The sequence below is a fragment of the Paenibacillus sp. FSL R5-0744 genome, from assembly GCF_037972555.1.
Taxonomy (GTDB): domain Bacteria; phylum Bacillota; class Bacilli; order Paenibacillales; family Paenibacillaceae; genus Paenibacillus_AQ.
Genome location: NZ_CP150228.1, coordinates 2,708,520 through 2,722,933, shown reverse-complemented (window position 1 = coordinate 2,722,933; position 14,414 = coordinate 2,708,520). Strand labels below are relative to the sequence as shown.

The window sequence follows — 14,414 nt, the reverse complement described above, 5'->3', positions numbered from 1 at the left end:
TCATGGCATTAGACGGCATTGTTACCCGAGCTATCGTGCACGAACTGCAATCATTCATCGGTGCGCGTATAGGCAAAATATATCAACCGAGCAATCACGATCTTATCTTCAACCTGCGGGGTGCCGGTGGCGGCGGCAAGCTATTGCTCTCTGCTAATCCGACATATCCGCGTCTGCATCTTACAGAAAGAAGCAGCATAAACCCCTCAGAAGCACCTATGTTCTGCATGCTCATGCGTAAGCATTGTGAAGGTGGGGCTATTGAGAGTATCACTCAGGTAGGCATGGAACGAATTATTCACATAAATGTTAAGACTAGAGATGAGCTTGGAGACGTCTCTGCCAAAAAGATCATCATAGAGCTCATGGGACGGCATAGTAATATCATCCTTACTGAGCTCGGCACAGGAACGATCATAGACGGCATTCATCATGTTACTCCATCAATCAGCAGCTACCGGATCGTAATGCCCGGTGTCGCTTACACAGAGCCTCCTCAGCAACACAAGCTGAACCCTCTGGAGATCGATAAAGAACAATTTCTCAATTTGATCTCAGCTGCTGAAGAATCCGCTCTACTGGAAGAAGATGAGAAGGAGGCCGAACCGGAAGAAATCATTGAAGGTGAGCTCGCCAACCTGATTACAAAAGAAGAGGTTGAGCAGAAACCTGACGGCTCAGGCGGTCCTTCCCCATCAGCTGACCCGGTAGGCTGGATGGTGCATGCCTTCAGCGGAATGAGTCCACTTGTTGCCGGAGAAATTGCTCTTCGTCTCAGAAATGACCTTGCGATAGGTGATACACAGGGATCTGCACCAGAATTCCCAACAAAGTTATGGGACGCCTTCCAGTCTGTAATGGGACCTGTCCATAATTGCGAATTCTCTCCTGTTTCAGGTGCGAATGCGAAAGGGAAAATGATTTTTTCCGCGATTCCGTTATCTCTATTGGGTGAGGATGCGAAGCAATATAACACGATTAGTGAGTGCATGGAGGATTATTACGGGGATAAAGCTGAACGTGATACGGTGAAGCAACGGGTAAGTGATTTGATCCGTTTCCTGAGCAACGAACGTAGCAAAAACGTTAAGAAGCTTGCCAATCTACAGAAGGATCTAGACGAAGCGCAAGACGCAGATCGCTATCGTATTTGGGGTGAATTGCTATTCGCGTCCTTACATGCCGTGTCCAAAGGAGATAAAGAAGCCTCTTTGGTCAATTATTATGACGAAAATCAGGCAGAAATGGTCATCCCACTCGACCCTTTATTAAGCCCATCGGATAATGCACAACGTTATTTTAAAAAGTACAACAAATATAAAAACAGCCTCCTTGTCATTAATGAGCAGCTGATTAAGACCCATGAGGAAATATCCTACATGGAAAGTTTACTTCAACAGCTTGCCCATGCCTCATTGAATGACATTGAAGAGATCCGCGACGAGCTTGTAAGTCAAGGATATCTTCGCGACCGAAGCAAAAAAGGCAAGAAAAAGAAAAAAGCAACCAGACCTACATTGCAGGTCTTCACCTCGTCTGAAGGCATCGACATTTATGTCGGAAAAAATAATTTACAGAACGAATACGTCACTAATCGACTAGCTTCACCTAATGATACTTGGCTGCATACCAAGGATATTCCTGGTTCTCACGTTGTCATCCGTAGTGAGGAATTTGGAGATGCCACACTGGAAGAAGCCGCCCAGCTTGCCGCTTATTTCAGTCAGGCGAAGCAGTCAAGCAGTGTGCCTGTAGACTGTACACTAATCCGCCATGTCCGCAAACCGAGTGGCTCGAAACCCGGATTTGTGATCTATGATCATCAGAAAACATTGTTTGTCACTCCAGATGAAAATCGCATTAAGAGTCTTCCAAATACGCTGAGAAGCTAAATAACAAAAAGAACCGGCTGTCGTCCATTTGTGGATGACAGCCGGTTTTCGTTTTTCGGTATATTATGTGCAACTGATTGAACTTAGTTTTGACGTAACATGCCAGCAACCTTCTTCAACTGTTCCAGCGCTTCAACAGAAACCGTAACACTACCGATATCTCCATGGAATACAACACCTTGGCGGGCACCATGAAAATCCGAGCCACCGGTTATAATTAAGCTGTATTCTTCAGCCATGGTTTGGTAACGCTCTGAATCAGCGGGTTCGTGATCCGAATGATAAACCTCAATCCCTTTAAAAGCCCCCCGCTCCATAATCCCTCGTACTAACTGGTCGTCACCATATAGGCCTGGATGCGCCAATACTGGGGACCCACCCGCCTCGATAATCCAATCACAGGCTTCCTCGGGCGTGATTCGTGGGGGTGACACGTAAGCCGCTGCACCTTCGGCTAAATACTTATTGAACGCATCTCTCATATCCGTAGCTGCTCCAAGACGAACCAGCTCATCAGCAATATGTGGTCGACCAATACTCTCATCAGGCTTCAGTTCCCGTCCAATTCCCGCGACAACTGTCTCAAGCGTAATTTCAATCCCAAGCCCGCGTAATTTTGAGAGAATCGCCTCATTCCTTAGTGCCCGGGTTTCTCTTAGCCCTTCCAAACGGGAAAGAAACAACTCATTTGCTGGATCTACGTAGTATCCAAGGACGTGAATATCTTTTCCTCCAGCACGAGTGCTGATCTCTACACCCGGTACAACAGTGATTCCGTATTTCTCTCCTGCTTCGAGAGCTTCCTTCACACCAGCCACAGTATCATGATCCGTAATGGCAACTGCGATTAGTCCCTTCTCTTTAGCGAGACGTACATTTTCCTCCGGTGGCTGCATGCCATCAGAGGCTTGAGTATGCGTGTGAAGATCGCATCGTGAGGCGTCAATATTCTCCGGTCTGTCGCCCTTCAGTTCATCCAGTCTAGTTTCATTCTCCATTTCTATCACCTCTACCGCTAGTTTCTAAGTTTCCTGCCTCTGGTCATATTGCTTTAGTTATCATTCGAATGCTCGCGCAAAAAAGTCAAGAACGTCACTGCAGAAATTGGCAGCAGTGTCGATTTTAGATGAATGGCGTAGAATTGTCTTTTAAATGAGGCATCCGAGATATTCACGATTTTCAGTAGTCCAAGCGCAACCTCATGTTTAACAGAAGAAGTCGAGATAATAGTAACCCCAAGACCTGCCTCCACTGCCGACTTCACAGCACCCGTACTACCAAGCTCCATCACTATTTTCATCGATCCCGGATCAAGCCCCTTCGAGAAGAGCTGCTCTTCCATCACACGCCGCGTTCCTGAGCCCTGCTCACGCAGGACAAAAGGGTGCTGAAGCACCTCCTCCAAAGTGACCTCTTGCTGCTCTGCAAGCGGATGATCATGGGGCACAATCAACTTCAATTCATCCCCCATCACCGGCTCAATCACCATATCAGGATGTGTTACCGACGCTTCAATTAAACCAAAATTCAACTGATGTTTTAGGATTTCCTCCATAATTTGCGAGGTATTCATGACCTTCATCATGATTGAAATGTTCGGATATTGCTTTCCAAAAGGACCTAAGAGCCGTGGCAGCACATACTCCCCAATGGTAAGGCTTGCCCCAAGCTGCAAGCGCCCTTCCAACATATGCGTAAACGCCGACATCGCTTGATCCGTCTCCCGCATCAATTGGATACTGCGCAGCGCGTATGGCATTAACGTATGACCTGCTTCGGTGAGCATGATTTTTTTGGTAGAACGATTGAAGAGCTTGGTTCCAAAATAATCCTCTAGCGCCTGTACTTGCATGGTCACTGCTGGTTGAGTCATATGTAATGTCTGTGCCGCTGCCGAGAAGCTTCCTCGCTCTAAGACAGTATAAAAAATATGTAATTGATGAAAGTTCATGCTCTGCAACTCCTTGTGCTATCTATAAAAGAAACTTAAGTAAGGGATTGTGTACGATATGAAGCTTATATATTCTTATTTTCAAAAAGGACATGCAGCCACCGCCGCATGCCTCCTGTTCGTTCTTTATACACTATTTACGTTTACGCTTCTTCTTCGTTAGCTTAGTGCGGCGGGAATTGCGCAGCAGCGAAAAGTAAGTTTTTAAATCTCTCAACTGTGGAGTCGCAGAGATTCTACCAAGAAACGAAACGATGATCATAGAATATAATGGCTGACCTGAAATATCTTTTTCACCTATCAATTCCGTGAACTCAGCGATTACTACAGAGTCATCGTCAATTAAATACGCGTTAAATTCACTGTCTGAAAAGGGCTTGAGCCGATTCTGCATCAGGCACTGCCACATCCATGCCGCGACCTCTTCGTCATCGCTTACACCTTTACTGATCCGGTCCAAATAACGACTCTTCGCATGATTTGTTATAACGATGTCAGCGACCCTGTAGTCGTTCAGCATGATGTGGAAGGGCTCGTAAGAACTGGGCCAATCCGTCCCTTTGTTGCGCATCATCATCACACTCCACCATAAGGGTCTTTGTATGTACTTAATGTTGTCATCTTACCTCATTGCTGAAAGTTGTACAAGTTCCAGAGCACGGAAGAAACCGCGGTTACCCGAGATCTGCGCATAAAAAAACAGGTGCTACTTAAGCACCTGTTCATCTCCAAGAATTACATACCGTAGTTACGGGACTTGTCCGGCCCATTACTGGTATACTCTGTCTTAATTTCGTTACGATAGGATCTTTCGATCTTACGAACGTAGGAGAGTCTGCGGACATTCTTCATAACTTCCTCGGCACGTTCTGCATTTACATACATCACTGCATAATGCATTTTCCGAGAAACATAATGTAATGTTCCGTATTTCTCAAGGTTACGTGCCGCTTTAACGTCACTTACCCAAATGATGTATCCTGTCCGTTCCGCAAACATAAGCTAAACCGCCTTTCTCTCTCTAAATCCTAAGGGAAGCTTATCCGCAGGAGCATTTTCCCCCGCTACCGCATCCACCTTTAGGGGAAGGATCATTGCTTGGTACTTTAATGCTATCCGATACTGAAAAAGCAATCGCTTCCGACATGGAATGCAGAATGTCATCAAGAGTCTTCTCCGCCTGCTTAAAACGAGCGACCTCTTCAAACTTCTCCAATTCCGCTTCTACTGCCGAAACCTCATCCTTCGCTGAATGATAGTTCGGATGAAAATGTCCGAATCGCTGTGTTTCTTCAAACAACTCTTTCTTGGCTTGAAGCTGTTTGACCATGGCCTGAATTTCTGGGTTCGAATCAACCCGTCCTTTCCAGTATAAGTAATCCGACACTTCGGCGGATTGATTAATCATATCGCCTAATTCATAGGCGTATGTCAGCACTTCAGCCATATCGACCGTATTTAATTCCGCTACGCTCATGAACTCAGCTCTTTTCTACGTTAATGTTCTACCGAATTCAGTAGACTTTTCTATCATACCATAATCACTCGCTTCAGCAGAAGAGGAATTTCTTCGCCTTTTGGGAATTACTAACTTCATTTCCTTCCAGTCTTCAGGGGCCAGCTCTATTTCCTCAACCGTTTCACCATCGTTATACAGCAGATGGCCTTCCACTTTCCAAGGATTACCTTTTATTCTGGAGGGGATGAAATCTAACATTTGGTCCTTTAAGGAAAACCGCACCTTAATTCCCCATTTCAGCCCTTGTTCCATTACTTTCTGAGAGGTTGAGCTATGATAATGGCGCCATTCCTTGCTCCAGATCTGTGGCACATTTTCTCCACCTAATAAGATATCCTCCTCCTGCTCAGGAGAAATAACTGGTAAGTTTAAAAAGGGATTCCCTCTGTCGAGTAGCCTTAGTTCAGGATTTAGTACTGGAAGTGAATACAACGCTTGCTCGGTTTCGGCTTCTTGATGAAATGAAGTCCATTCAGCATCCACCTCTTCCTCACGTCCTCCAATCATCCTAGAAGGGGCCAATCCTGCTAAGGACAGCTCCTTACGCATCTGTTCCACATTGTCCGGAGATACAAGAAAATGAAGCGGTCCGATACGTTTAAGGCTCTCTTGCAGTCGCGGATGGGCTGCAATAGCCCCTCCGTCCTCCTCCGTCTGACAAGTCAACAGAATCACTTCAGAGAGTGATGTTCGGCCAATGCTCTTTCCCCATTGCTCTAAAGACAGCTCCACCACAGATGGCAGACCACCCAGTGCATGATCTTTAATCCAAGCTATTGCTTCTTCTGGAGGCATCCCTCGCTCTGATGCATGAACTAGCATCTCACGAGTCAGTCGGAAGCTCCACATCGTATCTGTTTGCAGAAGTTCAGCACATTCAGCTAAAACCCAGCGCACAGTATAGCGAACATCCGGTGGAATCAGGACTTCAAAATCGGGTTGCACAATAAACTGATCATTCGAATACTCTGCCACAGAATCAGGAAAGATCTCTCTACTGTACATCAGCTTTGGTTTTGCAGCAGTCCAGCGAAAACACTGGATACCCTCAGGCGTGCTCCCCAGTTCACACCATCCAAAGCCTGTTAGACAACGAAGCCAGTTTAAGCTTGATTGTTCCAGCTCTTTCCGGGAAACTGTTCCAGTTAAATTCATATCTGCCATCCAGTCCAGAAGCTCAGGCAACGCTGTCCATTTCTCTGATACAAAAGCATTGCTGGTTATTAAATAGCGAAAATGCTGATCGGCAGGCCCAATGCTTCCAAAACGATGAATAACAATCCCATACAGGATATCAGTCATTCTTGTCTCAGGAAGTTGCAACCAACTTCCCAGCATATCCTTGTCCAGTCTATAGCCCGTTTTCAGTCTGGTAATATGCCCAAGACACAACATGATATCTACTACAAGAGCCGCTGACAGAGCATCCATTTCATTCGAAGGAGTGCCCATAGAGAGCCCCGCTAAATGCTTTTCCTGAAAAGAAAGCTGAGCCGCTAAACGATTTAAATTCTTTTTATGAATAATTCCCTTAGCGGTCAAAGGCAAGCCTTCACGAGCCATGAACAGCAAGGCCCGAAACAGATCTACTGCCAGTCCAGCACCCGCCTCCATGGATAGATTCACTGAATAACCCTCAATAAACTTAGGCTGGTACGGGAAGAATTCTTGTTCTAGCACTAATAATTGCTCAACAGGAATCTGATACAGCTTCTCCCCCAATATTTTATGCCTCGCAGTTAACAACCCCGCGCGCCGCAGTTCATTCATTGCAAGCTTTTGCTCTGCCCGGCAGAGCGTCGTAGGACGCCACCGCTCTTCTTTCCCCTCGTCAAAGGGTTGGGCCGCGTAAGCAGCACATAATCGCTTTAAGACCTCTAGGGCTTCCGCTGATAGCTGGTTCAATGGATCGTCCGCTCCTTTCCGTTCGGCACCATTTTAACGACATATTCATACCCCTGTTCTGTTAAAAACATCCGTCGGCGCATAGCGAATTCCTGCTCCCGGCTATCTTCAGATACCAGCGTATAGAAGTACGCTTTGTTCTCACCCGCCTTCGGACGCAAGATTCGACCCAAGCGCTGGGCCTCCTCCTGCCTGGATCCAAAAGCTCCTGAAACCTCAATAGCAATCGACGCATCTGGCAAATTCACCGCAAAATTCGCTACTTTAGAGACAACAAGCACCTGTATTATTCCCTCGTTAAAAGCTGCATACAACTCATCTCTTTCTCGCTGCTTCGTTTTACCCGTAATCAGAGGTGCACCGATCTTATCCGCCAGTTCAATTAATTGGTCGAGATACTGTCCAATAACCAGAACCGATGATCCCTGATGGGCTTTTAGAAGCTCAACTATAACCTCAGCTTTTGCAGGATTGCATGAGGCCATACGAAATTTTTCTTTCGCTTCCGCATACAAATACTCCTGTCTCAGCTCAGAGCTCATCGGTACGATCATCTCGACACATTCTACCTCTGCAATCCAGCCCTGCTGCTCCAGCTCCTTCCAAGGTATGTCGTAACGCTTAGGCCCGATCAATGAGAATACGTCCCCTTCCTTCCCGTCTTCTCTAACCAGAGTTGCAGTGAGACCTAGTCTTCTAGTAGCCTGAATATCTGCTGTAGCCCGGAATACTGGAGCTGGAAGCAGATGAACCTCATCATAAATAATCAAACCCCAGTTGCGTTCATTGAACAGTTTCATATGGAGAAAAGGACCGCCTTTGGATTGACGGTGCGTTAATATCTGATAGGTAGCTATAGTAACAGGCCGCACTTCTCTTTTTTCACCGGAGTATTCGCCAATAGACTCATCAGCCAAATCGGTTCGCTCAAGCAGCTCATCTACCCATTGTCTTACCGAAGTTGTATTTGAAGTTAAGATCAGTGTTTCGCATTGTAGACTTTCAAGAACGGCCAGTCCCACTACCGTCTTACCCGCTCCACAAGGCAACACAACTACCCCGCTGCCTTCCTGCCCTTCTATGCCTTGAAACATCTGGACAGCCTCCTGCTGATATTCACGCAGTCCAAAAGCTTCACCTTTCGCTCCATCCTTTGCGTGATTGTGAGACTCCTTCCAGGTCAAACTTAGAGCTTGTCCGACATGATAACCAGCATAATCCAGTACAGGGTAGCCTAGTCTCATCAGCTCTTGCTTTAAAAGCCCTCTGTTCTCCGCACGGCATGAGCTTTCTAGTGGATTTATTCTCTGCAAACCTAACTCCTTTAGACCTGATTCATTAACTAGTCCATTCAGAATCTCAGCTGTCTCAGCCCTAAGCGTAATGAGCTCATTCGAAGTCTCCTGACCGTGAAGGGTGAGCTTTCCATACCTAGAGAGAAGAGTTGCGATCTCATCCTCCAGCCCGGCAGGAACACCCCAGCGCGCGAGTTGATGCAGACTCGAAATAATCGTTTCAGCTGTATAATTAAGCGCTGCAGCATTCCATAATGATAATGGAGTGATTCTATAGGTGTGATAAGCCGGAGGACTCTTTACGAGCTCTGCAAAGGCTCCTAGTTCTTTCCTAGCCTTCTCAAAACCAGGATGTGCACATTCCAGTAGAATCGTCCGATCCCTTCGCACAATGCATGCCCCTGTTTCATTCATAACGTTCCCTCCCCAGTCATTAATTTGATTCAAGCCTGCGCTATGTAATCTGCTTACATTCTTACAAGTAAAAACGCCTTCGGCGTCCCAAAAGGACGGTAAGCGTTTATGCGAGAAATATAAGGATAGTGTATAGTGTGAAATCTATATTTCCTTAGATTTGAACAGGAAAAAGCTCATCCCCGCATAACGGTCATGAGCTTCCCTATCAAACTATTTAATGTAAATGCTGCTGCGAAATATCATGAAGTGCTTCGCCAGCCTCGTCCGCAAAAATGTTGCGCACAGCCAAGTCACCAATGGACACTACACCCATCAGCTTCTGGCCACTAGTCACAGCCAATCTACGAATTTGCCAGCTCGACATCAGTTCTGCAGCCTCATCTACAGATGTATTCTCTGAGACGGTCTGAATTTCTCTACTCATTACCTTTTCCACAGCTGTTGATCCAGGGTGTTTAGCCGCGTAACCTCTAATCACTAGATCACGATCTGTAATTACACCGAGTAATGTCTTATCGTCTTCATTATCAATGACTGGTATAAATCCAGTGTCATGATCTCTCATTTTAACAGCGACTTCATACACATTATCCAGTAGTGTAACTGTTACAGGATCCTTCGTCATAACCTCTTTCACTGTCTTCAAGAACGAACCCTCCTAAACGTAATCTCCATGTTATGGAATAGGTTCTCCTCTATGAAACGAAATTATACGATTGTCTTCTCTTGCAAACAAGAATTCGCCATAGCGATCAATAATTTCATCCCATGCAACATAGCATCCTCGTCAAAATCAAATTTGCTATGATGATGCGGGTAAGCTGCATCTTTATCTGGATTCCCAGCCCCTACGAACATAAAGCAGCCAGGAATTTCTTTTACATAGTAGGCAAAATCCTCAGCTGGCATCAGCTTTTCCATCCGAATCACTTGAACAGCTTCTCCTAGTGCTCCTGGTGCCACCTCGGAAAAACGCTGGTATTCGCCCTCGTGATTTACGAGTGGCGGATATCCCATCACATAGTCTATCTTAGCTTCTGCACCGTATGCGCCAGCTATTGAAACTGTCATTTCTTCGATTCTGCTGCGGATCAGATAACGGGTCTCCTCGTCGAACGCCCGTACGGTTCCTGTAATGCGACAATGCTCAGCAATGACATTCTGGGCGAATCCCCCTTGAATGGTTCCTATACTAAGAACAGCGGGCTCCAGCGGGTTCACAGAGCGGCTTACGATGCTCTGAAGCTGAGTCACAAGCGCCGCCCCGGCCACAATACTGTCTATCGTGCGATTCGGCATACCGCCATGTCCGCCCCGGCCGATGATATCAATGAAAAATTCATCAGCAGATGCCATAAGAGGTCCTGGCGCACTGCCCACGGTCCCCATTGGAAGCGGAGTCCACAAATGCAAACCATACACCGCATCCGCGCCTTCCAGCATGCCTTCGGCAATCATCCCCTGTGCACCACCCGGGCATACCTCCTCCGCTGGCTGAAAAAGAAAACGCAGCTCCCCTTCTAACTCTTCAAGGCGGCTGCTATAGTAAGAGGCTACACCCAGCAGTATTGAAGTGTGTCCATCATGCCCACAGGCATGCATAACTCCTTCATTTTGCGAAACGTAGTCATTCTTATTCTCCTCTTTAATAGGTAGTGCATCCATATCCGCGCGAAGGACTACCGTTTTCCCCGGCCGATGTCCTCGCAATATACCCGTTACACCATACCCAGACGTGCTTCTCCTAACTTCAATGCCGAATTCTGCTAACTTGTCTGCTATAAATGCTGACGTTTCCTTTTCATGAAAAGACAACTCCGGATGACGGTGTAAATGGCGTCTCCATTCCACGATCTCCGGCATGAGAGAATCAACCGCTAAGCTCTTCATTCGTTCTCCATCCCCTTCTTCATAAACCCGCATCAATAGCATGCGACAGCAGTCCTGTACACTTTGTTCCAGCCGTATACGGCTATAATTCTTTTATTGTAGCAGAAACGCAAAAAACTGGGTATCGTTAGGAGGTGCCTACTCTTGCACAACGTTTAGAAACATACTATCATGAGGTAGAACATCAGCAAACGGATCATGAATTCATCATTATACTTCATAAGGGGGATATGCGTGCTATGATTTTTGAGAACACGGGCCTCGTAGGATTGAAGAGTGATCTTCTCTATCTGGACGAGAGTGCGACAAAGGCTGGCTTCATTCGCTGGCAATGGGAATACTATCGTGCCACTTACGACTGCAAAATTGAAGACCCACAGGATGGTGGCGAATACTTTCTACGCATCAACACTCGCGCTGTCGAGGGGAAGCTGGAGAAAGCTGATGCCGTACTTGCAATTGAAGCCGTATACTTAGGGAAAGCAACATTCCCCCATGGCCTGGAGTATGACTCCCCGGTGCCTAAACCAGTATTGGACACTGCTGCTACTCGGATTCTCGAATTAAAGCAGCTGTTGGAGGCTTGAGTAACAGAAAGGGAAAGACGAAACAAAATGTCAGCCTGCCCAAAAGAGGAACACCCGATTTCCAACTACTCATCTTAACACTACTACTTGTGGGTTTCGGTCTAGTCATGGTCTTCAGTGCTAGCTCCAGTTTGACCTTAGCAAGCTCGAAGTTCGGTAATGACCCTCTATATTTCATGAAACGCCAAATGATTTGGATCGCACTTGGAATCGTTGTTATGTTTATAGCCATGAATATTCACTACAGCAAATTCAAAAAGTGGTATGTCCCTATCTTCATCATCACCGTTATTCTCCTGCTAATTGTAGCCTTCTCCGAAAGAATCAATGGCGCCAAGAGCTGGTTAAGTATCGGGAAGCTAGGGATTCAACCTACCGAGCTGGCCAAAATATCAATTATCCTGTATCTCTCTGCACTGATTACCAAAAAAGGTGAACGGTTTAGAGATTTCCGTACAGGATATATCCCTGTAATGGTCATTGTGGGTATAGTTGCCGGACTTATTATGATGCAGCCAGATTTGGGCTCATGCCTTATTCTCGTGGCTACCAGTGGACTTGTCATTTATGCAGGCGGTGCCAGCATGAAGCATATCCTGGGCTCTATTGCACTCTTGGTGCTAGGGGTAGGAATTGTTATGGGGGCTAAAGCAGCGATTGATTCCCTTTCCCCCGCAACCGACAAAGTAGCCGCCAATCAAGACTATAAAAAAGGCCGTATTCAAGCTTTCATAGATCCCTATCAGGATGCTGAAGGCGAAGGATATAATATTATTCAGTCTTTGACCGCTCTCGGACAAGGTGGAGTCAGTGGCTCTGGCTTTGGCAAAAGCATTCAAAAGCTGGATTATCTTAAATACCCGTATACGGACTTTATTTTCCCCGTCATTGGTGAAGAATTCGGCTTTGTAGGAACGGCATTATTTCTGATGTTATATCTGTATTTTATCTGGCGAGGTATTTTAATCGCATTAAGGTGTAAGGATCCCTTTGGCACACTAGTTGGCATTGGTATTATGGGCCTCATTGCCATTCAGGCCTTTGTCAATATTGGTGGCGTAACGAAGACGATTCCGCTTACTGGTGTAACCTTGCCATTTATCAGCTACGGCGGTTCTTCACTTCTTGTGAGTATGCTGTCCATGGGAATTATGCTGAGCATTTCAAGAGAAACTAATCTTCCAGCTAAAGAGGAAGTCACGAAATCTGTAACTACGGTTAGACAAGTTCGTTCCCGGTAAGATTCATAAATCCGGATGTAATGGAATATATAAAAAAGCAGTCCAAGTTAAATATCTTGGACTGCTTTTTTGTGTACAAGCTCTTTTTCATTAAGCAATTTCATCGTTCTTAAAGGCTACGCCTTCAACTTTGACATTCACTTCAACAATATGAAGTCCAGTCATGCTCTCCACAGCTTCGCGTACGTTCTGTTGAAGCATCCGGCACACTTCATGTATCGGAGTTTCATAGAGAACTATTATACGCAGGTCTACTGCTGCTTCTAGCTGTCCCACTTCAACGGTAACGCCCTTTTGGACGTTCTTGCCACTAAGACGCTTTGCCCAGCCCTCTGATAGGCCACCTGACATGGCTGCAATACCTGGAGTCTCCAAGGCAGCCAATCCGGCAATTTTCGAGACGACGTCATTTGAAATTCGTATATTTCCCATTTCCAATTGAAGTTGTTCTGCCATGCCATATCCCCCCTTAACTCATTATCAATTATTGTAATTCCTAAACAGGCTAAAAAGCAAATCAGTTTCTCGCTTTCTCGTTTACACTTAGGAATAATTTGGGTATATTGATTATGAATTGATCCTGAATACATAGATTGGAGTGTACTTTACATTGAAAAAATGGATTTCACCAGCTTTGCTGGCAATCACCTTTATCCTTAGTGCCATAGGACATTATGCAGATTGGGACCACACGCTTCAGTTCGTTCTCTCTGCAGTAGCCGTTGTGTTTGTGGCTGGCTTTCTGGGCCGCGCTACAGAAAGTGTAGCACATTATGCTGGACAGCGGTTAGGCGGATTCCTAAACGCTACCTTCGGTAATGCCGCAGAGCTAATCATTGCCTTTTTCCTAGTGAAGGAAGGACTGTTCGACATGGTGAAAGCCAGTCTTACCGGTTCCATTATTGGCAATCTGCTGCTTGTCCTCGGTTTAAGTATTTTCGCTGGCGGAATGAAGTTCAAAGTACAGAACTTTAACGTAACCCTTGCCGGTATGAACGGTTCCCTTATGATCGTAGCGGTGATCGCTTTATTTGTACCGGCTATGTTCTTCAATACCCATTCCATAACTGAAAAAGATACAGACGTGCTGAGTTTAATCGTTGCTGGGCTGCTCATCGCTTCGTACATGGCCTGGCTGGTCTTCTCCATGATTACGCACAAGAAACATCTAGAGGACGTTACAGAAGCCGGTAAGGAAGAAATGGCTCATGAGCATGCGCCTAAGTGGTCCAGAAACAGATCCATCCTTTATCTACTTCTTGCTACCGTGATGGTAGCCTTTGTTAGTGAGTGGCTGGTAGGGACGCTTGAGACACTAACTGAGCGCTTTGGATTTAGTGAACTGTTTGTAGGCGCCTTCCTCGTGGCAATCATCGGTAATGCCGCAGAACATAGTGCAGCCATTATGCTAGCCATGAAGAACAAAATCGGTGCGGCAGTAGAAATAGCTGTCGGGAGCAGTCTTCAAATTGCACTATTTGTAGCGCCTGTACTTATCTTCGCCAGTTATTTCATGGGTGATACTATGGACATTGTGTTTACAACGATCGAAATTGTCGCCATTGGTGTCGCGGTCTTTATTGCCAAATCAATCACTCAGGATGGTTCGACCAACTGGTATGAGGGTCTCTTGCTATTAACGGTTTATCTAATTCTCGGAGTCTCCTTTTATCTAGTATAAATACTTCCCTATTCATTCTATAATTCTCAAAAAAAA

At 45.9% G+C, this 14,414-nt stretch carries 14 protein-coding genes; 4 read left to right on the top strand and 10 right to left on the bottom strand.

The features are described from left to right. Positions 1-2 precede the first annotated feature (2 nt). Positions 3-1,892, top strand: coding sequence for an NFACT RNA binding domain-containing protein (locus MKY19_RS11780; protein WP_339802963.1), 1,890 nt, complete (start codon positions 3-5; stop codon positions 1,890-1,892). 83 nt (positions 1,893-1,975) lie between these two features. Here MKY19_RS11780 and MKY19_RS11775 read toward each other — a convergent pair whose 3' ends face one another. The 9 genes from MKY19_RS11775 to MKY19_RS11735 form a co-directional block, all read right to left on the bottom strand. Next, entirely contained in the window at positions 1,976-2,890 is a 915-nt protein-coding gene (locus MKY19_RS11775; RefSeq protein WP_339802961.1) for a PHP domain-containing protein, read from the bottom strand. A 53-nt stretch (positions 2,891-2,943) separates the two neighbouring features. After that, positions 2,944-3,843 carry a selenium metabolism-associated LysR family transcriptional regulator gene (locus tag MKY19_RS11770; RefSeq protein WP_042187365.1) on the bottom strand — a complete coding sequence of 300 codons (900 nt, stop codon included), beginning with the start codon at positions 3,841-3,843 and terminating at the stop codon, positions 2,944-2,946. A gap of 133 nt (positions 3,844-3,976) precedes the next feature. Next, on the bottom strand, positions 3,977-4,414 hold the full coding sequence (locus tag MKY19_RS11765; RefSeq protein WP_339804279.1) for a hypothetical protein: 438 nt from the start codon (positions 4,412-4,414) through the stop codon (positions 3,977-3,979). A 164-nt stretch (positions 4,415-4,578) separates the two neighbouring features. Beyond that, positions 4,579-4,842, bottom strand: a complete 264-nt coding sequence (locus MKY19_RS11760) for a YlbG family protein (protein WP_042126853.1) — start codon at positions 4,840-4,842, stop codon at positions 4,579-4,581. 40 nt (positions 4,843-4,882) lie between these two features. Beyond that, positions 4,883-5,320: a YlbF family regulator gene (locus tag MKY19_RS11755; protein WP_076282926.1), complete on the bottom strand. Its 438-nt coding sequence runs from the start codon at positions 5,318-5,320 to the stop codon at positions 4,883-4,885. Between the two features lie 15 nt (positions 5,321-5,335). Continuing rightward, positions 5,336-7,267, bottom strand: coding sequence for a helicase-associated domain-containing protein (locus tag MKY19_RS11750; RefSeq protein WP_339802957.1), 1,932 nt, complete (start codon positions 7,265-7,267; stop codon positions 5,336-5,338). Continuing rightward, the gene (locus tag MKY19_RS11745) at positions 7,264-8,976 is read right to left on the bottom strand and encodes a DNA repair helicase XPB (protein WP_339802954.1); all 1,713 of its coding nucleotides are present in this window, start codon (positions 8,974-8,976) and stop codon (positions 7,264-7,266) included. Before MKY19_RS11745 ends, MKY19_RS11750 begins: the two co-directional genes overlap by 4 nt. 217 nt (positions 8,977-9,193) lie before the next feature. Further along, a complete protein-coding gene (locus tag MKY19_RS11740; RefSeq protein ID WP_339802950.1) occupies positions 9,194-9,625 on the bottom strand; it encodes a CBS domain-containing protein in 432 nt (143 codons plus the stop codon). 62 nt (positions 9,626-9,687) lie between these two features. After that, complete coding sequence (locus MKY19_RS11735) at positions 9,688-10,869, bottom strand: M20 family metallopeptidase (RefSeq protein ID WP_339802947.1); 1,182 nt, start codon at positions 10,867-10,869, stop codon at positions 9,688-9,690. 239 nt (positions 10,870-11,108) lie between these two features. Here MKY19_RS11735 and MKY19_RS11730 point away from each other — a divergent pair, with 239 nt between their 5' ends. Both MKY19_RS11730 and ftsW read left to right on the top strand, forming a co-directional pair. Next, a complete protein-coding gene (locus MKY19_RS11730) occupies positions 11,109-11,456 on the top strand; it encodes a YugN family protein (RefSeq protein ID WP_042187352.1) in 348 nt (115 codons plus the stop codon). Then, on the top strand, positions 11,453-12,697 hold the full coding sequence (ftsW, locus tag MKY19_RS11725; RefSeq protein ID WP_339802944.1) for a putative lipid II flippase FtsW: 1,245 nt from the start codon (positions 11,453-11,455) through the stop codon (positions 12,695-12,697). Before MKY19_RS11730 ends, ftsW begins: the two co-directional genes overlap by 4 nt. A 90-nt stretch (positions 12,698-12,787) precedes the next feature. On the opposite strand, the gene MKY19_RS11720 is transcribed toward ftsW, so the two are convergent. Further along, positions 12,788-13,153, bottom strand: a complete 366-nt coding sequence (locus tag MKY19_RS11720; protein WP_042126837.1) for an Asp23/Gls24 family envelope stress response protein — start codon at positions 13,151-13,153, stop codon at positions 12,788-12,790. Positions 13,154-13,307: 154 nt separating this feature from the next. Here MKY19_RS11720 and cax point away from each other — a divergent pair, with 154 nt between their 5' ends. Then, positions 13,308-14,378: a calcium/proton exchanger gene (gene cax, locus MKY19_RS11715; RefSeq protein ID WP_042187348.1), complete on the top strand. Its 1,071-nt coding sequence runs from the start codon at positions 13,308-13,310 to the stop codon at positions 14,376-14,378. Positions 14,379-14,414: the final 36 nt, after the last annotated feature.

Excerpts from the sequence above, each read along its gene's own strand:
- MKY19_RS11780 (WP_339802963.1), top strand. The coding sequence starts at position 3 with ATGGCATTAGACGGCATTGTTACCCGAGCTATCGTGCACGAACTGCAA.
- MKY19_RS11775 (WP_339802961.1), bottom strand. The coding sequence starts at position 2,890 with ATGGAGAATGAAACTAGACTGGATGAACTGAAGGGCGACAGACCGGAG.
- MKY19_RS11770 (WP_042187365.1), bottom strand. The coding sequence starts at position 3,843 with ATGAACTTTCATCAATTACATATTTTTTATACTGTCTTAGAGCGAGGA.
- MKY19_RS11765 (WP_339804279.1), bottom strand. The coding sequence starts at position 4,414 with ATGCGCAACAAAGGGACGGATTGGCCCAGTTCTTACGAGCCCTTCCAC.
- MKY19_RS11760 (WP_042126853.1), bottom strand. The coding sequence starts at position 4,842 with ATGTTTGCGGAACGGACAGGATACATCATTTGGGTAAGTGACGTTAAA.
- MKY19_RS11755 (WP_076282926.1), bottom strand. The coding sequence starts at position 5,320 with ATGAGCGTAGCGGAATTAAATACGGTCGATATGGCTGAAGTGCTGACA.
- MKY19_RS11745 (WP_339802954.1), bottom strand. The coding sequence starts at position 8,976 with ATGAATGAAACAGGGGCATGCATTGTGCGAAGGGATCGGACGATTCTA.
- MKY19_RS11735 (WP_339802947.1), bottom strand. The coding sequence starts at position 10,869 with ATGAAGAGCTTAGCGGTTGATTCTCTCATGCCGGAGATCGTGGAATGG.
- MKY19_RS11730 (WP_042187352.1), top strand. The coding sequence starts at position 11,109 with ATGATTTTTGAGAACACGGGCCTCGTAGGATTGAAGAGTGATCTTCTC.
- MKY19_RS11720 (WP_042126837.1), bottom strand. The coding sequence starts at position 13,153 with ATGGCAGAACAACTTCAATTGGAAATGGGAAATATACGAATTTCAAAT.